22 protein-coding genes and 1 tRNA gene are annotated in these 18,621 nt (G+C 71.3%); 18 read left to right on the forward strand and 5 right to left on the reverse strand.

From position 1 onward, the window contains the following. Positions 1 to 19: 19 nt before the first annotated feature. Positions 20 to 886, forward strand: a complete 867-nt coding sequence (gene galU, locus AC1DTW_RS05295; protein ID WP_477979881.1) for a UTP--glucose-1-phosphate uridylyltransferase GalU — start codon at positions 20 to 22, stop codon at positions 884 to 886. Positions 887 to 891: 5 nt separating this feature from the next. Here galU and AC1DTW_RS05300 read toward each other — a convergent pair whose 3' ends face one another. The 4 genes from AC1DTW_RS05300 to AC1DTW_RS05315 form a co-directional block, all read right to left on the reverse strand. Continuing rightward, positions 892 to 1,119 (reverse strand): sulfurtransferase TusA family protein, encoded by a 228-nt coding sequence (locus AC1DTW_RS05300; protein WP_477979883.1) that lies wholly within the window; start codon positions 1,117 to 1,119, stop codon positions 892 to 894. 26 nt (positions 1,120 to 1,145) lie between these two features. After that, a complete protein-coding gene (locus AC1DTW_RS05305) occupies positions 1,146 to 1,700 on the reverse strand; it encodes an NUDIX domain-containing protein (RefSeq protein ID WP_477979885.1) in 555 nt (184 codons plus the stop codon). Then, positions 1,697 to 2,629, reverse strand: coding sequence for a cysteine synthase CysM (gene cysM, locus AC1DTW_RS05310; protein ID WP_477979887.1), 933 nt, complete (start codon positions 2,627 to 2,629; stop codon positions 1,697 to 1,699). Before cysM ends, AC1DTW_RS05305 begins: the two co-directional genes overlap by 4 nt. A gap of 56 nt (positions 2,630 to 2,685) precedes the next feature. Further along, positions 2,686 to 2,770: transfer RNA gene (locus tag AC1DTW_RS05315), tRNA-Leu, on the reverse strand. 149 nt (positions 2,771 to 2,919) lie between these two features. On the opposite strand from AC1DTW_RS05315, the gene AC1DTW_RS05320 reads away from it, so the two are divergent. Next, entirely contained in the window at positions 2,920 to 3,507 is a 588-nt protein-coding gene (locus AC1DTW_RS05320; protein ID WP_477979889.1) for a rhomboid family intramembrane serine protease, read from the forward strand. An 11-nt stretch (positions 3,508 to 3,518) separates the two neighbouring features. Here AC1DTW_RS05320 and AC1DTW_RS05325 read toward each other — a convergent pair whose 3' ends face one another. Continuing rightward, on the reverse strand, positions 3,519 to 4,412 hold the full coding sequence (locus tag AC1DTW_RS05325) for an SDR family oxidoreductase (RefSeq protein WP_477979891.1): 894 nt from the start codon (positions 4,410 to 4,412) through the stop codon (positions 3,519 to 3,521). Positions 4,413 to 4,495: 83 nt separating this feature from the next. Here AC1DTW_RS05325 and AC1DTW_RS05330 point away from each other — a divergent pair, with 83 nt between their 5' ends. The 16 genes from AC1DTW_RS05330 (at position 4,496) to fabG (ending at position 18,602) form a co-directional block, all read left to right on the forward strand. Beyond that, entirely contained in the window at positions 4,496 to 5,536 is a 1,041-nt protein-coding gene (locus AC1DTW_RS05330; RefSeq protein WP_477979893.1) for a CDP-6-deoxy-delta-3,4-glucoseen reductase, read from the forward strand. Between the two features lie 51 nt (positions 5,537 to 5,587). Next, positions 5,588 to 6,157 (forward strand): cytochrome b, encoded by a 570-nt coding sequence (locus tag AC1DTW_RS05335; protein ID WP_477979895.1) that lies wholly within the window; start codon positions 5,588 to 5,590, stop codon positions 6,155 to 6,157. Beyond that, positions 6,154 to 6,729 carry a YceI family protein gene (locus AC1DTW_RS05340; RefSeq protein ID WP_477979897.1) on the forward strand — a complete coding sequence of 192 codons (576 nt, stop codon included), beginning with the start codon at positions 6,154 to 6,156 and terminating at the stop codon, positions 6,727 to 6,729. Before AC1DTW_RS05335 ends, AC1DTW_RS05340 begins: the two co-directional genes overlap by 4 nt. Before the next feature lie 16 nt (positions 6,730 to 6,745). Next, the gene (locus tag AC1DTW_RS05345) at positions 6,746 to 7,726 is read left to right on the forward strand and encodes a Bug family tripartite tricarboxylate transporter substrate binding protein (RefSeq protein ID WP_477979899.1); all 981 of its coding nucleotides are present in this window, start codon (positions 6,746 to 6,748) and stop codon (positions 7,724 to 7,726) included. Between the two features lie 141 nt (positions 7,727 to 7,867). Further along, complete coding sequence (locus AC1DTW_RS05350; protein WP_477979901.1) at positions 7,868 to 8,137, forward strand: phosphopantetheine-binding protein; 270 nt, start codon at positions 7,868 to 7,870, stop codon at positions 8,135 to 8,137. A gap of 23 nt (positions 8,138 to 8,160) precedes the next feature. After that, the gene (locus AC1DTW_RS05355; protein ID WP_477979903.1) at positions 8,161 to 8,823 is read left to right on the forward strand and encodes a COG4648 family protein; all 663 of its coding nucleotides are present in this window, start codon (positions 8,161 to 8,163) and stop codon (positions 8,821 to 8,823) included. After that, the gene (locus tag AC1DTW_RS05360; RefSeq protein WP_477979905.1) at positions 8,820 to 10,205 is read left to right on the forward strand and encodes an AMP-binding protein; all 1,386 of its coding nucleotides are present in this window, start codon (positions 8,820 to 8,822) and stop codon (positions 10,203 to 10,205) included. Before AC1DTW_RS05355 ends, AC1DTW_RS05360 begins: the two co-directional genes overlap by 4 nt. Before the next feature lie 5 nt (positions 10,206 to 10,210). Further along, positions 10,211 to 10,531: an ApeI family dehydratase gene (locus AC1DTW_RS05365; protein ID WP_477979907.1), complete on the forward strand. Its 321-nt coding sequence runs from the start codon at positions 10,211 to 10,213 to the stop codon at positions 10,529 to 10,531. Next, complete coding sequence (locus AC1DTW_RS05370; protein ID WP_477979909.1) at positions 10,528 to 11,499, forward strand: lysophospholipid acyltransferase family protein; 972 nt, start codon at positions 10,528 to 10,530, stop codon at positions 11,497 to 11,499. Before AC1DTW_RS05365 ends, AC1DTW_RS05370 begins: the two co-directional genes overlap by 4 nt. Further along, a complete protein-coding gene (locus AC1DTW_RS05375; RefSeq protein ID WP_477979911.1) occupies positions 11,468 to 12,115 on the forward strand; it encodes a LolA-related protein in 648 nt (215 codons plus the stop codon). Before AC1DTW_RS05370 ends, AC1DTW_RS05375 begins: the two co-directional genes overlap by 32 nt. A gap of 8 nt (positions 12,116 to 12,123) precedes the next feature. Next, the gene (locus AC1DTW_RS05380) at positions 12,124 to 14,523 is read left to right on the forward strand and encodes an MMPL family transporter (RefSeq protein WP_477979913.1); all 2,400 of its coding nucleotides are present in this window, start codon (positions 12,124 to 12,126) and stop codon (positions 14,521 to 14,523) included. 31 nt (positions 14,524 to 14,554) lie between these two features. Next, positions 14,555 to 15,391, forward strand: a complete 837-nt coding sequence (locus AC1DTW_RS05385; RefSeq protein ID WP_477979915.1) for a polysaccharide deacetylase family protein — start codon at positions 14,555 to 14,557, stop codon at positions 15,389 to 15,391. Between the two features lie 16 nt (positions 15,392 to 15,407). Beyond that, positions 15,408 to 16,592: a beta-ketoacyl-[acyl-carrier-protein] synthase family protein gene (locus AC1DTW_RS05390; RefSeq protein ID WP_477979917.1), complete on the forward strand. Its 1,185-nt coding sequence runs from the start codon at positions 15,408 to 15,410 to the stop codon at positions 16,590 to 16,592. Continuing rightward, entirely contained in the window at positions 16,589 to 17,389 is an 801-nt protein-coding gene (locus AC1DTW_RS05395; protein ID WP_477979919.1) for a beta-ketoacyl synthase chain length factor, read from the forward strand. The genes AC1DTW_RS05390 and AC1DTW_RS05395 overlap by 4 nt, the downstream gene beginning before the upstream one ends. Beyond that, the gene (locus AC1DTW_RS05400) at positions 17,386 to 17,859 is read left to right on the forward strand and encodes a hotdog family protein (RefSeq protein WP_477979921.1); all 474 of its coding nucleotides are present in this window, start codon (positions 17,386 to 17,388) and stop codon (positions 17,857 to 17,859) included. The genes AC1DTW_RS05395 and AC1DTW_RS05400 overlap by 4 nt, the downstream gene beginning before the upstream one ends. Beyond that, complete coding sequence (gene fabG / locus AC1DTW_RS05405) at positions 17,856 to 18,602, forward strand: 3-oxoacyl-ACP reductase FabG (protein WP_477979923.1); 747 nt, start codon at positions 17,856 to 17,858, stop codon at positions 18,600 to 18,602. The genes AC1DTW_RS05400 and fabG overlap by 4 nt, the downstream gene beginning before the upstream one ends. Positions 18,603 to 18,621: the final 19 nt, after the last annotated feature.

Consider the following 18,621-nt stretch of genomic DNA (forward strand, 5'->3'; position numbering starts at 1 on the left):
TGAAGGGCATTGTAAGTAAATGTTAGTCACCAAAGCGATTTTTCCCGTGGCCGGCCTGGGCACGCGTTTTCTGCCCGCGACCAAGGCTCAACCCAAGGAAATGCTGCCGGTCGTCGACAAGCCGTTGATCCAGTACGCCGTGGAGGAAGCCTATGCCGCAGGCGTCCGCGAAATGATCTTCGTGACGGGCCGTCACAAACGCCCCATCGAGGATCACTTTGACATGACTTTCGAGCTCGAGGTAGCCCTCGAACAGGCGGGTAAGCAAGAGTTACTGGACGTCGTGCGCAGCGTCAAGCCCGACGACATGGAGTGCATCTATGTGCGCCAGCCGCAGGCGCTGGGCCTGGGCCATGCGGTGCTGTGCGGCCAGCGGCTGGTCGGCAACCACCCGTTCGCGGTGTTGCTGGCCGACGACTTGATGGTCGGCGCGAAGCCGATCCTGCAGCAGATGGTCGAGCAGTACAACGAGTGGCGCGTGTCGATCCTGGCGGTCCAGGAAGTGCCGGCCGCGCACACGCGGCGCTACGGCATCGTCGATGGCGTGACGGTCAACGACCATCTGATGGACGTGAGCCGGATCGTCGAGAAGCCGGCGCCGGAGGACGCGCCGTCGCTGCTCGGCGTCGCCGGCCGCTACATCCTGACGCCGGGCGTATTTCATGAGATCGCGAACCAGCAGCGCGGCGTCGGCGGCGAAATCCAGCTGACCGACGGCATCGCCGGGCTGTTGCGGCGCGAGAAGGTGTTCGCCTACCGCTACGACGGCAAGCGCTACGACTGCGGCAGCAAGGAAGGGTTTCTGCAGGCCAATGTCGAACTGGCGCTCGCGCACCCGGTGCTCGGCCCGGCCTTTCGCGACTACCTCAGGGGCGTGTCGATCTGAGCCTCTCAGCGCCGCCGCAGGAAGTGGATGAACTCGTCGGCGCTGGTTTCCTGCTCGACGAGCTCGTTGCCGGTCTGGCGCGCGAAGGCTTGAAAGTCACGCATCGAGCCCGGGTCGGTCGCGACCACCTTCAGCACCTCGCCGCTGCGCATGTCGGCCAGTGCCTTCTTCGCCTTCAGGATGGGCAGCGGGCAGTTCAGGCCACGGGTGTCGAGTTCTTTCTGGGCTTGCATGGCGGTCCTTGTGAGGCGGCTCGATTTTAGGCCGCATCCGCAGCTGGCCGCGGCGGCAGATCGACCCACTGCGGCGTGATGCCGCGGCCCGTCAGCCAGTCGGCGACCGCGTAGCCCGTGCCGGCGCGCCAGCACTTGATGTCTTCGGGGCGAAACAGGCGGTACTCGGCGAGCTCGGGTGACAGCGAAATCTCGCCGCGCGCGACCGCGTGGTACGCGACGATGATCTGGTTCATGCGCTGGAAATCGTAGACGCCGACCAGCTTCAGCGCGTCGACCTTGAGGCTGGTTTCTTCGAGCACCTCGCGCGCGATGCCTTCTTCGGGCGTTTCGCCCGCCTCCATGAACCCGGTGATCAGCGCGAACATGCGATGCGTCCACGCGGCATTGCGCGCCAGCAGCACCAGGCCGTCGCGATCGGCGCATTCGACGATCGCGGCGAGCACCGGCGTCGGGTTGTTCCAGTGCGTGAAGGTGCAGGCCGGGCAACGCAGGCGGGCCTTGTCGCCGCCGTCTTCCATCAGCGTCAGCAACTGCAAAGGCGTCGCGCAGTTCGGGCAGAACTTGAACGATGGGCTCATGCGGGGAAGACGCCGGTCGACAGATACCGATCGCCGCGGTCGCAGACGACGAACACGATCGTCGCGTTCTCGACCTGCGCCGCGATCTGCATCGCGACCCAGCACGCGCCCGCGGCCGAGATGCCGGCGAACAGGCCTTCCTCGGCGGCCATGCGGCGCGCCATCTGCTCGGCGTCGGCCTGGCTGACGTAGACCATCTCGTCGATGAAGGTCGGGTCGTAGATCTTCGGCAGGTAGGCCTCGGGCCACTTGCGGATGCCCGGGATGCGCGAGCCTTCGCTCGGCTGCGCGCCGATCACGCGAACGCTCTTGTTCTGCTCCTTCAGGTACTTCGACACGCCGGTGATCGTGCCGGTCGTGCCCATCGCGCTGACGAAGTGCGTCACGCGGCCCTTCGTGTCGCGCCATATCTCGGGGCCCGTGGTCTCGTAGTGGATGCGCGGGTTGTCGGCGTTCGCGAACTGATCGAGCACGCGGCCCTTGCCGTCCTTCTGCATCTGCTCGGCCAGATCGCGCGCGTACTCCATGCCGCCGGAGCGCGGGGTCAGGATCAGCTCGGCACCGAAGGCCTTCATGGTCTGCGCGCGCTCGACGCTCAGGTCCTCCGGCATGATCAGCAGCATGCGGTAGCCGCGGATCGCCGCGGCCATCGCGAGCGCGATGCCGGTGTTGCCCGAGGTCGCCTCGATCAGCGTGTCGCCGGGCTTGATCTCGCCGCGTTCCTCGGCCCCCCGGATCATGCCGATCGCCGGCCGGTCCTTCACCGAGCCGGCCGGGTTGTTGCCTTCGAGCTTGCCGAGGATGACGTTGCCGCGCTGCTCGTTGGCCAGGCCCGGGATGCGCATCAGGCGCACCAGCGGCGTGTTGCCGATGACGTCTTCGACGCTGTTGTACTTGGGGGCGGCCTTGCTTCGGGACGAAACGCTCATGAACTCTCCTCGGCGCGATTCTCGCAGGCCGTGGACAAGCGCGCTCGATCAGGGCTTGGTGCCTCGGGTCGGAATCGAACCGACACTCCTTGCGGAACGGGATTTTGAGTCCCGCGCGTCTACCGATTTCGCCACCGAGGCCGGTGCTGTAGAGGGCGGAATTCTGCCACAGCGCCGCTCCCGCCCGAGCGAGCACACCCGCGTCGGCGCGATGGGTTCGGCGCCGCGCCCGCGGCTTTCGGATCGGCCCTTAGACTCCGTCCTCCTGCCGTCGAAATGAGAGTTTGCGCATGCCGCCGTTGCCCCCCGTGACCCAAGCCCTGCTGCTGATCAACGTCGCGGCGTTCTGCATCGAACTGTTCCTCGGCCCCTGGTTCACGCGCGCGCTCGCGCTGTGGCCGCTCAGCGATGGCTTCCTGCCCTGGCAGGTCGTCAGCTACGCGTTCCTGCACGGCAGCTTCATTCACCTGTTCTTCAACATGCTCGGGCTGTGGATGTTCGGCTCCGACCTCGAGCGCCTGTGGGGGCCGAAGCGGTTCCTGCAGCTGTACATCGCGAGCGTCCTGACGGCCGCGCTCGCGCAGCTGCTCGTCGCCGCGTTGACCGGCGCGATCTACCCGACCATCGGTGCCTCGGGCGGCCTGTTCGGGCTGCTGCTGGCCTTCGGCATGATGTTCCCGAACCGCATGATCATGCCGCTGTTCCCGCCGATCCCGATGAAGGCGAAGGTGTTCGTCGCGGTGTTCGGCGCGCTCGAGCTGATGTTCGGCGTGACCGGAACGATGCCGGGTGTCGCGCACTTCGCGCACCTGGGCGGCATGCTCGGCGCCTTCCTGCTGATCCGCTACTGGCAGGGTCGCGCGCCGTTCGGCAAGTAGCCCGTCGCCGGTCAGGCGATCAGGCCTTCGGCAACCGTCGGGTAGCGCAGTCGCAGGCGCAGCTCGCGCTTCAAGCGGTCGTTGATCAGCCGGCGCGATTCGCCCATGAAGCTGAGCTGCATCGGCGACAGCGTCTCGCGCGCCCGATCGAGCGAGACGCGCGGCGGGCGCGGCAGGCCTTCGAGGTCGGCGGCGAGGTCGAAGTAGTCGCCCATCTTCAGTTCGGTGTCGTCGCTGACGTGCACCGCGCGTTGCGGCAGGCCGCGCTGCAATGCGGCGACGCAGGCACGCGCGAGGTCGTCGGCATGGATGTGGTTCGTGAACACGTCGTGCGCCGCCTCGAGCACCGGCGCGCCGCGCGCAAGGCGCTCGCGCGGGTGCCCGCCGGCGCGGTCGCCGGCGTAGATGCCGGGGATGCGCAGCAGCGTCACGCGCGCACCGAACGCGCGGCCGTACCAGCGCAGTCGCTGCTCGGCGTCGACACGGCGGCGCGCGCGATCGGTGCCGGGATTCGGCGCGCGCGTCTCGTCGATCCGTGCGCCCGCGCAGTCGCCGTAGACGCCGCTGGTGCTGGCATACACGATGCGCCGCACGCGCCCCTTGCGTGCGAGCGCCTGCAGCAGGTGGGCGGTGCGCGGGTCGGTGTGCCCGCTGGCCGGCGGCGGCGCGAGGTGCAGCACCGCATCGGCCAGGCCGGCGAGCCGCGCGAGCGTGGCGGGCACATCGAGGTCGCCGAGCAACGGCTGCACGCCGGCGCGGCGCAGCACCTCACAACGCTCGGCGCTGGTCGTCAGCGCGATCAGGCGCCAGCGACCGCGCAGCAGCCGCACGACGCGCAGCCCGACATCGCCGCAACCGACGATCAACAGCACGGGTCGCTTGAAGCGGGTCGAGCGCTCGCTCACGTGGGCGTCATGGGGAAATGGGATGTGCAGGCAAAATCACCGGCTCAGTTTAATGAGAACGCTTCGCTGCGCTCGCCCCTTCCATGCCCTTCACCGTTACCGTTCAACCCAGCGGCCGCACTTTTTCCGTCGACCGCGACGAACCGATCCTGAGCGCCGCGATCCGCCAGGGCGTCGGCCTGCCCTACGGTTGCAAGGACGGCGCCTGCGGCACCTGCAAGTGCCGGATGCTCGAGGGTCGCGTGATTCACGGTGCGCATCAATCGAAGGCGCTGAGCGCCGACGATGAGGCAGCCGGCTGGATTCTCGCGTGCCAGGCCGCGCCGCAGACCCACATCGTGCTCGAGGCCCGCACGGTGCCCGGCGCCGGCGAATTCGCGATCCGCAAGATGCCGACACGCGTGACGACGATCGCGCGGCCCGCGCCCGACGTCGCGATCCTGCAGATGCAGCTGCCGGCGAACGACCGGCTCGAGTACCACGCCGGCCAGTACGTCGAGTTCATCCTGCGCGACGGCTCGCGCCGCAGCTACTCGATGGCGAATGCGCCGCACACCCAGCTCGACAGGCCCGGCATCGAACTGCATGTGCGCCACCTGCCCGGCGGCAAGTTCACCGATCACGTGTTCGGCGCGATGAAGGAGAAGGACATCCTGCGCATGGAGGGCCCGTTCGGCAGCTTCTTCCTGCGCGAGGACGCCGACGAGAAGCCGATGATCCTGCTCGCCTCGGGCACCGGCTTCGCGCCGATCAAGGCGATCATCGAGCAGATGCAGTTCAAGCACAGCCAGCGTCACGCGGTGCTGTACTGGGGCTGCCGCAGCAAGGCCGACCTGTACCTGCACGACTGGGCACTGAACGCCGCGGCGGCGATGCGCAACCTGACCTACATCCCGGTGCTGTCGGAGCCGACGCCCGAAGACGCCTGGACCGGGCGCACCGGCCTCGTGCACCAGGCCGTGATGCACGACCACCCGAACCTGATGAACCACCAGGTCTACGCCTGCGGCGCCCCGATCATGGTCGAGTCGGCGCAGCGCGATTTCGTGCTGAAGTGCGGGCTGCCGGACGACGAGTTCTACGCCGACGCGTTCACGTCGGAAGCCGACAAGCATGGCGCGTAGCGCCATGCCTGCGTCGCAGGCTCGCTCCGCGAAGCGAAGCTGAGGCTCGAAGTGCCGGCCGAAGACACAAGCGCTCGCTACGGCGCGGTCGCGATCGCGTTCCACTGGGTGCTCGCGCTCGCGATCGTCGGCTCGTTCAGCGTCGGCCTGTACATGGCCGATCTGCCGTTCTCGCCGGCGCGCGTCAAGCTCTTCAACTGGCACAAGTGGGCCGGCATCACGATCCTCGCGTTGTCGGCGGCGCGGCTGCTGTGGCGGCTCGCGCACCGGCCGCCGGCCTTGCCCGACCGCGTGCGCGCGGCGATGCCCGGATGGCAGCATCGCGCGCACCACGCGACGCATGCCCTGCTCTACCTGTTCTTCTTCGTCGTGCCGCTCACCGGCTGGGCCTACAGTTCGGCCGCCGGGTTTCCGGTCGTCTGGTTCGGCGTCTTGCCGCTGCCCGACTGGGTAGCCGTCGACAAGGATCTCGCCGACGCGGTGCTGAAGCCGCTGCATCACGCCTGCGCGTTCGGGCTGGCGGCGCTGGTCGCGCTGCACGTGGCAGCCGCCTGCAAACACCAGTTCGTCGATCGCGATGGATTGTTCTGGCGCATCTGGCCGCGGAGGATCGAATCTTGAAGAACTTGAAGGCCTTGCCCGGCGCGCTGCTCGCACTGGCGGCGCTGGCCGGCCCCGCGCACCCACAACCCGCCGCGACGCTCTTGCCCGCGCAGAGCGAGATCGCGTTCACGAGCACGCAGATGGGCGTGCCGGTCGACGGCCGCTTCCGCCGCTTCGACGCGAAAATCGCACTCGATCCCAAGCAGCCGCAGACCGGCAGCGTGTCGCTCACGATCGATGCGGGCAGCGCGACGCTCGGCGTGCCCGAGAGCGACACCGAACTCGCCAAGCCGAACTGGTTCGACACCGCGAAGTTTCCGCAGGCGACCTTCCAGTCGACCGGCGTCAGGAGTCTCGGTGTCGGCAAGTTCGAGGTCGCCGGCACGTTGTCGATCAAGGGCCGCGCGCAGGCGATCGTCGTGCCGGTCACGCTGGCGCAATCGGGCGCGACTTCCACCGCCACCGGCAGCTTCACGATCAAGCGCCTGACGTTCCGGATCGGCGACGGGGAGTGGGCCGATACCTCGATGGTCGCCAACGACGTGACGGTGCGCTTCCGCCTCGCGCTGGCCGGCCTGCCACCGCTTTGACATCACCGACGCGCCCATGAAGAAGACGAAGTTCATCGCCCCGCTGCTGCTCGCGTTCGCCGCATTCAGCGCCTGCGCGCAAAGCGCCAAGCCGATCCGACTGATCGTGCCCTACCCGCCCGGCGGCCCGCTCGACATCGTCGCGCGCGCGCTCGCCGAGAAGGTGCAGCCGACGCTCGGTACCGTGATCGTCGACAACCGCCCCGGCGCCGGCGGCAACCTCGGCGCCGATCTCGCCGCGAAGGCAGCGCCCGATGGCACGACGCTGGTGATCGGCGCCGTCGCAACGCACGCGATCAACCCCTGGCTCTTCGCGAAGATCCCGTACGACCCGATCCGCGACTTCACGCCGATCACGGGCATCGCGCAGGTGCCGAACGTGCTCGTGATGAACACGCAGCGCGCCGACGCGCTGCAGATCCGCAGCGTCGCCGACCTGATCGCCTACGCGAAGAAGAACCCCGGCAAGCTGAACTATGGCTCGGGCGGCAACGGCAGCGCCGGCCACCTGGCCGGCGAGATGTTCAAGTCGCAGGCCGGCGTGTTCATGGTGCACATCCCGTATGCCGGCGGCAACCCGGCGCAGCTGGCGCTGCTGTCGGGCCAGGTCGACCTGACCTTCGACAACCTCGCATCGGCGGCCGCGAACATCCGCTCCGGCAAGTTGCGCGCGATCGCACTGACGACGAGCGCGCGCTCGTCGGCGATGCCCGATCTGCCGACGATCGCCGAAGGCGGCAAGGCGCTGGGTCTCGGCCAGTTCAGCATCAACACCTGGTTCGGGCTGTTCGGCCCGGCCAAGCTGCCGGGCGAGACGACGCAGCGCCTGAACAAGGCCTTCGTCGATGCGCTGAACTCGCCCGATCTGAAGGCGCGGCTCGCGAGCCTGATGGCCGAGAACGCCGCCTCGACACCCGAGCAGTTCGGCGCCTTCGTGAAGAGCGAGCTCGTGAAGTACGAACGCGTCGTCAAGGCCAGCGGCGCGACGGTCGAGTGAAGGCGGTGGCGCGGCACTCCCTTTGTTAAACTCGCCCCCGCGGCGCCGGCATGGGCCGGCACCGGAACCTTCGATTTTCCTTGGGCGCTTGCCCGCTCTGCGCACTGCGCGGCGACACCTGCCCCACGGGCCCCAGCAGCAATGACCTCCGTCCAAACCGATCTGCAGCGCGAAATCGCTGCACTCCTCGTCGAAGCCCTGAACCTGGACATCGCGCCCGAATCGATCGACCCGCAGGCGCCGCTGTACGGCGAGGGCCTCGGCCTCGATTCGATCGACATCCTCGAGGTCGCGCTGGTCGTCTCGCAGCGCTACGGCTTCCAGCTGCGCTCGGACGACGAAGACAACGTGCGCATCTTCACCTCGCTGGCCAGCCTGACCGAGCACATTTCCACGCACCGGGCCGGTTGAGCCTCGCCGCTGGAGCGTTCGCCATGCCCACCCGCCTCGGGATCCGCGTCGCCGCGATCGTGCTGGCCAGCGCGCTGTACGTGCTCGGCAGCCATTGGCTGATGACACGTGCGGCGGCCTCGCCGTGGAACGTCGTCGGCGTGCTGACGCCGATGCTCGCGGCGATCGCGCTCGGTGCCTGGCGCGGCGGCCAGCGCGGCCTCGGCGCGATGGCCGCGCTGGCGATCGCGGCGCTGTGCGCGCAGGCCCTGCTCGGCGTGCAGGTGTCGCCGCAGCGGCTCTATCTGGCGCAGCACGTCGGCATCAACCTGTTCCTCGCGGTCGGCTTCGGCAGCACGCTGCGCGCCGGGCAGGCACCGCTGATCTCGACGCTGGCGGCGCGCCTGCATCGCGACTTCACACCGGCGATGGCGGCCTACACGCGCAACTGCACGCTGGCCTGGACGCTCTACTTCGTCGCGATCGCGCTCGTTTCGGTCGCGCTCTACGCGGCGGCGAGCTTCGACACCTGGGCGCTGTTCGCCAACCTGCTGTCGCCGCTGTCGGTGGCCGCGATGTTCGGCGGCGAGTACCTGCTGCGCTATCGCCTGCATCCGGAGTTCGAGCGCGCGAGCCTCGCCGATGCGATCCGCTCGTACCTGCACAGCACGGCGAAGGCCCCGCCGCCGCGCGACTCGGCCGCATGAGCTCCGCCCGGCCGCTGGTCACCGGCGACGACCTCGACGCGCCGCTGGCCTGGCGCGACGGCCACGCGATCACGCGCCGCGCGTACCTGGCGGATGTGCACGCGCTCGCCGCGCGCCTGCCCGACGCCGGCCCGATGCTGAACCTGACCGCCGATCGCTATCGTTTCGCGGTCGGCCTCGGTGCGGCGATGCTGCGCGGCCAGAGCAACCTGATGCCGCCGAACCACACGCCCGACACTGTCGAGCGGCTGCGCGGCCTGTTCCCGACGGTCTATGGGCTGACCGATGCGCCGCGCGACGAGCTGGCGCTGCCGATGGTCCGCCACATCGACGCATCCGCCGCACAGGCCGCCGCGGATGCGCCCGCCGGCGTCCCGCCGATCGACGCCGACCTGCTCGCCGCGCAGGTGCTGACCTCCGGCTCGACCGGTGCGCCGTTGCCGCATGCCAAGCATTGGGGCCTGCTGGTGCGCAACACGCAGGCCGGTGCACGGCGCCTCGCGCAGCAGATGGGCTGCCGCGATCTGGCCGGCGTGACGCTGGTCGCCACCGTGCCGGCACAGCACATGTACGGCTTCGAATCGAGCGTGCTAATCGCGCTGCTCGGCGGTGCCGCGTTCGACAGCGCGCGGCCGTTCTACCCGGCCGACATCGCCGCCGCACTGACGCGCGCGCCGCGCCCGCGCATGCTCGTGACGACGCCGTTCCACCTGAAGATGCTGCTCGACTCCGGTGTCGCGCTGCCGGCGATCGACCTGACGCTGTGCGCGACGGCGCCGCTGGCGCCGCAACTCGCGGCGCGCGCCGAGGCCGCGCTCGCCGCGCCGCTGATGGAGATTTACGGCTGCACCGAGGCCGGACAAGTCGCGTCGCGGCGCAGCACCGAGGGCCCCGACTGGCTGACCTACGACGGCCTGCGGCTGAGCGGCGACGGCGCCGAGACCGTCGTCCAGGGCGGCCACGTGCCGCAGCCAACGCTGCTCGCCGACGTGCTCGAGGTCATCGACCCGCAGCGCTTCCGCCTGCTCGGCCGTTCCAACGACCTGATCAACATCGCCGGCAAGCGCAGCTCGCTCGGGCACCTGAACTTCCACCTGAACTCGATCGCCGGCGTGCAGGACGGTGCGTTCTGGCTCCCGCCCGATCCGGACGGTGGCGGCGTCGTGCGACCGGTCGCGTTCGTGGTCGCGCCGGCGCTCGCGGCGCCGGGCGCGCACGAGACGATCCTCGCGGCGCTGCGCCAGCGTGTCGACGCCGCGTTCCTGCCGCGGCGCATCGTCGCAGTGGCGGCGCTGCCGCGCGAGCCGGGCACCGGCAAGCTCCCGGCCGGGCCGTTCGCCGCCTGGGCCGAACGCGCGCTGGCCGCGGCGCCGAAGGGCTGACGGCGATGAGCGCGCAGACGGTCGCCTCGGAGGTCACGCTGCAGGTCGCGCCCGATCACCCGGCGTTCGCGGGGCACTTCCCCGGCCAGCCGCTGCTGCCCGGCGTCGTGCTGCTCGCCGAGGTGCTCGAAGCGGTGCTCGATGTCCCGGCGCTGGCCACGCTCGTCGGCGCTGCACCGCGCATCGCCGCCGCGAAGTTCCTGGCCCCGGTGCGGCCGGGCGCAGCGCTGACGATCCGGCTCGACCCGGGTCCGCGCGGCGTTCGCTTCGAGGTCCGCGAAGGCGAGCGCATCGCGGCCTCGGGCCAGTTCGAGGCCTCGGCGTGAGCACGCCGGCCGACCGCGCCCCTGGGTCCTGGGCCGCGGACCGGGAGCGCAGCAACCTGTGGGCGCTGCGCCTGATGCGCTGGATCGCGATCGGCGCGGGCCGCCCGCTCGCGCGTTGCGTGCTGCACCCGATCACGCTGTACTTCCTGCTCGTGCACGGCAAGGCGCGGCGCGCGTCGCTGAACTACCTCGTGCGCGCACTCGGCCGACCGCCGACCTGGGTCGACGCCTACCGGCACATCCACCGCTTCGCATCGACGATCCTCGACCGCGTCTACTTCCTGCAGGAGCGTTTCGAGCAGTTCGAGATCGGCGCGAGCGGCGGCGCCGCGATCGATGCGCCGCTGGCCGCGGGCGAAGGCGTGATGCTGGTCGGTGCGCACCTCGGCAGCTTCGAGGCGCTGCGCGCGACCGCGCAGGGCCGCGGCGCGCGCGTCGCGATGCTGATGTACGAAGACAATGCGCGGCTGATCAACGCGACCCTCGCGGCGGTCGCGCCGCATGCGCAGCTGCAGACGATCGCGCTCGGCCGCCCCGGCGCGATGCTCGCGCTGCGGCGCTGGCTCGACGAAGGCGGCCTCGCCGGCTTGCTCGCCGATCGCACGCTGCCCGGCAACTCGCCGCGTTCGCGCACGCTGCGGCTGGACTTTCTCGGCGAGCCCGCGCGCTTCTCCGACGGGCCGTTCCGGCTCGCCGCGATGCTGCACCGACGCGTCGTGTTCATGGCCGGGCTGTACCACGGCGGCCATCGCTACGAGCTGCGCTTCGCCGAGCTCGCCGACTTCCGGCCGCAGGCCGAGACCTGCGGGCTGGACACCGACACCCGCGTGCGCGAGGCGATGCAGCGCTACGTGACCCTGCTCGAAACCCTGTGCCGCGAATCGCCGTACAACTGGTTCAACTTCTTCGACTTCTGGGCCCCCGAGGCCGCTGCCGATGCTGCCGACACCCCGACCGCCGCGCATTGAACGGCGCACCGCGCTCGCGCTGCTGCTCGCGGCAGTGGCCGGGTTCGCCGCGCCCGCGCCCGCGCAGGCCGCGTTCGACCTGGGCCAGCTGATGCAGACGCTCGCGCAGGTCAAGGCCGGCGAAGCCACGTTCACCGAAACGCGCACGGTCGCGATGCTCGAGCGCACGCTCGAATCGAGCGGGCGCCTCAGCTTCGCGGCGCCCGACACCTTCGTGCGCGAGACGCTGCGGCCGCGCCGCGAGAAGGTCGCGGTCGTCGGCAACACCGTGACGATGAGCATCGGCACGCGCAGCCGCACCGTGCCGCTAGATTCGGTGCCCGAGGCGGCGGTGATCATGGAGGCGATCCGCGGCACGCTGACCGGCAACCGCGACGCGATCGAGCGCAACTTCGCTCCCGCGGTCAGCGGCACGCCGCAGCGCTGGCTGCTCGAACTGAAGCCGCTCGAGCCGCGCCTGCGCGAGCTCGTGATCGCGGTGCGCGTGAGCGGCGAGAAGGCGCTGGTGCGCGAGGTCACCGTCGCGATGGCCGACGGCGACCGCTCGGTGATGACGATCGACCCCATCGTGCCGACATCGCCGCCCGCGCCGAAGCCGGCGAGCGGGCCGAACTGACGGCCCCGATGCCTGTCGCCCGCCTGCGCGCGCTCGCCGAGTTCGCACGCCGCCGCGCGGTCGCGCTGTGGTTCGCGTGCGTCGTGATCGCCGCGCTGATCAGCGTGCGCACGAACTACGTCGCCGACCTGTCGGCCTTCCTGCCGTCGGCGCCGAGCGCCGAGCAGGCGGTGCTGCTCGACCAGCTGAAGAGCGGCGTCGCGGCGCGCCTGGTGCTGATGGGCATCGAGGGTGGCACGCCGGCGCAGCGCAGCGCGGCGTCGCTGCAATTCGCGCAGGCGCTGCGCCGGAGCGGCGCGTTCGACGCGGTCCACAACGGCGACAACGCCGGCTTCGAGGCCACCGGCAAGTTCCTGTTCGAGCACCGCTACCTGTTCAGCCCCGCAGTCGATGCGCAGCGCTTCACGGTCGAGGGGCTGCGCACTGGCATCCTCGACGCGACCGCGCTGCTCGGCACGCCGGCCGGCGCGATGATCAAGCCGGTGATCCTGCGCGACCCGACCGGCGAGACCGTGCGCATGGCCGAGGCGATGCTGCCGTCGCAGGCGCCGCGCAGCGACGGTCGGGTCTGGATCTCGCGCACCGCCGCGCGCGCGGTGCTGATCGCGACGACGCACGCCGACGGCGCCGACCTCGATGCGCAACAGCGCACGCTGCAGCTGATCGGCACGAGCTTCGCGCCGTTCGAGGCGCAGGGGCTGAAGCTGATCGTGTCGGGTTCGGGGACGTTCGCGGTCGAGTCGCGCACACAGATCAAGTCCGAGGTCGAGCGCCTCGCGATCGCCGGCGGCGTCGCGATCGTCGGCCTGATGCTGCTCGCGTTCGGCGGCTCGCTGCGCACGCTCGGCGTCGCGCTGCTGCCGGTCGGCTCGGGCGTGCTCGCCGGCATCGCCGTCGTCAGCGGGGTCTTCGGCAACGTGCACGGCATCACGCTGGGCTTCGGCACGACGCTGATCGGCGAAGCCGTCGACTACGCGGTCTACTACCTGATCCAGGCGCGTCCGGCCGCCGGCAGCGCGGCCGGCGCCGGCGCACGGCACTGGGTCGCGACCAACTGGCCGACCGTGCGCCTGGGCCTGTGGACCTCGGTCTGCGGCTTCGCGGCGCTGCTGTTCTCGGGCTTCCCCGGGCTTGCGCAGCTCGGCCTCTTCTCGATCGCCGGCCTCAGCGCCGCAGCGTTGACGACGCGCTGGGTGCTGACCCGCACCTCCCCCGACGGCGCGCCCGGCATGGGGCTGCGCCGCCATCTCGGGCGCTTCGTCGGCTGGTGCACCGCCGCGCTGCCGCGGCTGCGCTGGCCGCTCGCCGTGGTCGCGCTGCTCGCCGCGGCCGCGCTCGCGTGGCTGCCATCGCCCTGGCATGGCGACCTGGCCTCGCTGAGCCCGGTCGGTGCGGCGAAGATGAGGCTCGATGCCGAGCTGCGCGCGGATGTCGGTGCGACCGACGCCGGCACGCTGGTCGCCGTGACGGCGCCCGACGAGGCCGGCGTGCTCGCCGCCACCGAGGCCGCCGGCGCCCGGCTCGACGCACTTGTCGATGCCGGCGTGCTGGCCGGCTACGAATCCCCGGCGCGCCTGCTGCCGAGCCCGGCAACGCAGAAGGCGCGGCGCGATGCGCTGCCCGATGCCGCGACCCTGAACGCGCGCCTCGCCGAAGCCACCGTCGACGGCCCGCTGCCCGCGGCGCGCCTCGGCGGCTTCGTCACCGACGTGCAGGCCGCGCGCCAGCAGCCGCTGCTGACGCGCGCGTCGCTGCGCGGCACGCCGCTGTACGCCGCGCTCGACGCGCTGCTCGTGCCCGGCAGCGGCGCGCGGCCGTGGCGCGCGCTGCTGAGCCTGCAGGCCGGCGCGCAGCCGATCGATGCGGCGCGTCTGCGCAGCGCGCTCGCCGACGTGCCCGGCGCGCAGGTCGTCGACATCGGTGCCGAGCTCGGCACGCTGTATGCGCGCTACCTGCACGAGGCCGGGCTGCAGGCGCTGCTCGGCGCGCTCGCGGTGTGCGTGCTGCTCGCGCTGCACCTGCGCTCGCTGAAGCGGCTGTGGCGCATCGCGCAGCCGGTCGCGGCCGCGGTGCTGATCGTGCTCGCGCTGTTCAGCGCGAGCGGCGCAGCACTCGGCATCCTGCACCTGGTCGGGCTGCTGCTGACGGTCGCGATCGGCTCGAACTACGCGCTGTTCTTCGACCAGATCCGCGCCCGGCAGGACGCGGCGCCGAGCGGCGCGCCGCTCGTGATCGACAACGACACGCTCGCCTCGCTGGCGCTGGCGAACCTGACCGCGGTGATCTCGTTCTGCCTGCTCGCGTCGTCGAACATCCCGGCGCTGTTCGCGATCGGCCAGGTCGTGGCACCGGGCATCCTGCTGAGCCTGGTGCTGTCGGCCGCGTTCATCCCGACGCGCGGGCGCTGAGAGGCTGACAGGCGTGGGAAAATCCGCTCCCATGCGCGCCCCGTCGACCACCGCGACCGCGAGCGCCGCCCTGCCCCGCTGGCGCTGGCCGGCGCTGCTCAAGGCCAGCGCCGCCTGCCATGTCGGCGCCGCCGGCCTCGCGCTCGCGCAGCCGGCGCTGTGGCCATGGGCGCTCGGCGCGGTCGCGCTCGATCACGCGCTGATCACCGGCGCCGGCCTGTGGCCGCGCTCGACCTGGCTCGGCGCGAACCTGCTGCGGCTGCCGCCGGCGTCGATCGCGCGGCGCGAGATCGCACTGACGATCGACGACGGCCCCGACCCGCAGATCACGCCCGCGGTGCTCGACCTGCTCGACGCGCACGCCGCGCGCGCGACCTTCTTCTGCATCGCGCGCCACGCCGAGCAGCATGCCGCGCTGTGCCGCGAGATCGTGCGGCGCGGCCACAGCGTGCAGAACCACAGCTTCGACCACGTGCACACCTTCTCGCTGCTCGGCCCGCGCGCGCTGCGGCGCGAGATCGCGCGCGCGCAAGATGCGCTCGCGCAGGTGACCGGCCAGCGCCCGAGCCTGTTTCGCGCGCCGGCCGGACTGCGCAACCTGTTCCTCGACAAGGTGCTGCACGAGCTCGACCTGCAACTCGTCGCGTGGACGCGGCGTGGCTTCGACACCGTGCAGCGCACGCCCGCCGACGTGCTAGCGCGGCTGACCCGCGAGCTCGCGGCCGGCGACATTCTGCTGCTGCACGACCACAACAGCGCGCGCACGACCGACGGCCGGCCGGTCACGCTCGCGGTGCTGCCCACGCTGCTGCAGCGCTTCACGCAGCTCGAGCTGCGCGCGGTGACGCTGCCCGAGGCGCTCGCATGACGGCCGCGGGGTGCCGATGAGGCCGCTGCCGATCCGCGCCTTCACGTTGACGAGCGCACTCGGCGCCGGCAACGCGGCCACCACCGACGCGTTGCGCGCGCAGCGCAGCGGCCTCGCGCCGCTGCGCTTCCTCGATCTGCCGCTGTCGACCTGGGCCGGCGAGGTCGACGGCGTCGACGCGGTGCGCGTTCCCTCGCATCTGGGCGAATTCGATTGCCGCAACAACCGCCTCGCCTGGCTCGCACTGCAGCAAGACGGATTTCTCGACGCCGTCACCGCGGCGCGCGCGCGCTGGGGCGCGGGCCGAGTCGGCGTGTTCCTCGGCACCAGCACCTCGGGGCTGCTGCAGACCGAGCTCGCCTACCGGCGCCGCGGCGCCGACGGCGCGCTGCCGGCCGACTTCCACTACGGGCCGACGCAGAACACCTTCTCGGTCGCCGATTTCGTCGCGCGCGCGTTGCGGCTCGACGGGCCCTGCTGGGTCGTCTCGACCGCGTGCTCGTCGAGCGCGAAGGTCTTCGGCAACGCGGCGCGACTGATCGCGGCCGGGCTGATCGACGCCGCGGTCGTCGGCGGCGTCGACAGCCTGTGCCTGACGACGCTGTACGGCTTCAACTCGCTCGAGTTGTTGTCGAACGAGATCTGCCGACCCTGGGACGCGGCGCGCAACGGCCTGTCGATCGGCGAGGCGGCGGCGTTCGCGCTGCTCGAGCGCGTGGCCGATGGGCCGCCGCAGGGCTGGCTGCTCGGCGTCGGCGAGAGCAACGACGGCTACCACATGAGCACGCCGCACCCCGAAGGCCTGGGCGCGATCGCCGCGATGCGCTCGGCGCTGGCCGATGCCGGCCTGCAGCCCGCCGACATCGACTACATCAACCTGCACGGCACCGCGACGCCGAGCAACGACGCGAGCGAAGACGCTGCGGTCGCGTCGGTGTTCGATGCCGCGACGCCGTGCAGCTCGACCAAGGGCGCGACCGGCCACACGCTCGGCGCCGCCGGCGCCGTCGAGGCCGCGATCGCGCTGCTCGCGCTGCGCCACGGGCTGCTGCCGGCCGGGCTGAATGTGCTGGGCCGCGATCCGACGCTGCGCATGCGTTACCTCGTCGAAAACCGCGCGGCCCCGCTGCGCCGCGTGCTGTCGAACTCGTTCGGCTTCGGTGGCTCGAACGCGAGCCTCGTGCTGGGGGCTGTGGAATGAGCGGATTGACGGTCTGGGTCCAGGGCATTGGCCTGCTCGGGCCGGGGCTCGGCTCGTGGGCCGGGTCGCTCGATATGCTGCGCGGCGCGCAGCCGTATGCCGCCACGCCGACCGCGCTGCCCATGCCGATGCGCCTGCCGCCGGCCGAACGCCGCCGCGCCGGCGCGGCCGTGAAACTCGCGCTGGCGGTCGCCGACGAAGCGGTGACGCAGGCAGCGCTCGAGCCCGCCCGGCTCGCGACCGTGTTCACCTCGAGCAGCGGCGAAGGCGTGAACTGCCACGCGCTGTGCGAGACGCTCGCGATGCCGGCGCCGATGGTCTCGCCGACCCGCTTCACGAACTCGGTGCACAACGCCGCAGCAGGCTGCTGGCACATCGCCGTCGGCAGCCGCGCGGCGTCGACCAGCCTGTGCGCGTTCGACGGCAGCTTCGGCGCCGGGTTGATCGAGGCCGCGACCAGCGTGCTGAGTTGCGGCGAGCCGGTGCTGCTGGTCGCAAGCGATTCGCCCTACCCGGAGCCGCTGCATGCGGTGCGGCCGTTGCCCGATCACTTCGGTCTCGCGCTGGTGCTGGCGCCGGCGCCGAACCCGGCCTCGATCGCCGCGCTGACGATCGCGACGGTCGACGCGCAGCACGCGGCGACGCGTTGCGCCGACGCGGCCCTCGAAACGCTGCGCCGTGCGATTCCCGCCGCCGCCGCGCTGCCGCTGCTGCTCGCACTGGCGCGCCGCGGACCGCGCGAGCGCGTGGTGCTCGACTACCTGGGCCGGATGCGGCTGCAGGTCGATCCGTCGTGAACGCGAACGCCGGCCTGGCCCACGACGGCATCGCCGCGCTGATCCCGCACAGCGGCACGATGTGCCTGCTGGCGCGCCTGGAGCAATGGGATCTGCAGCACATCGTCTGCGCCGCCGACAACCACCGCGCCGCCGATCACCCGCTGCGCACCCGGCGCGGCCTGCTCGCACCGTGCGCGATCGAGTACGCGGCGCAGGCGATGGCGCTGCACGGCGCGCTGATCGGCCGCGCCGCGGGCACGCCGGCGACGCCGGGCTACCTCGCGAGCGCGCGCGGCGTGCGACTGCACGTGCTGCGGCTCGACGATCTGCCGGCGGCCCCAGATGCAACCGACGAGTTGCGCATCGAGGCCACACGCCAGGCCGGCGACGCGCAGCAGATCCTGTACACCTTCACGGTCCGCCATGCCGGCCGCCTGCTCGCCGAAGGGCGCGCGGCGGTCGTGCTGAACACCGCACTCGCCGCATGACCGAAGCTCTCGCGAAGACATCCAAACGCGCCCTCGTCACCGGCGCCAGCGGCAGCCTCGGCCGCGCGATCGCATGGCGCCTGGCGCGCGACGGACTGCATGTGATCGTGCACGCGAACCGCCGCCTCGACGCCGCCGCCGCACTGGCCGACGAGATCAGCGCGGCCGGCGGCAGCGCCGAGCCCGTCGCGTTCGACGTGACCGATCGTGCCGCCACGCACGCCGCCTGCGCGAAGCTGCTCGAGGCGGGCCCGATCCAGGTGCTCGTCAACAACGCCGGCACGCACGACGACGCCGCATTTCCGGCGCTGCGTGAGGCGCAATGGCACGACGTGATGGCGGTCTCGGTCGACGGCTTCTTCAACGTCACGCAGCCGCTGAGCCTGCCGATGATCCGCACGCGCTGGGGCCGCATCGTCAACCTGTCGTCGGTCGCCGCGCTGACCGGCAACCGCGGCCAGGTCAACTACGCGGCCGCGAAGGGCGCGTTGAACAGCGCGACGAAGGCGCTCTCGCTCGAACTCGCGAGCCGCGGCGTCACGGTCAACGCGGTCGCGCCCGGGATCATCGATTCGGGCATGGCCGCACAGGCCGGCTTCGACAAGGCGACGATCGAGCGCCTCGTGCCGTGCAAGCGCGCCGGCCGCGCCGACGAGGTCGCCGCGCTGGTCGCGTTCCTCGCGTCGGACGACGCGGGCTACATCAGCGGCCAGATCATCTCGATCAACGGCGGCATGGTCTAGGGGCCCCGGTCGGCAGAGA

Source organism: Rhizobacter sp. P5_A1 (assembly GCF_056400745.1).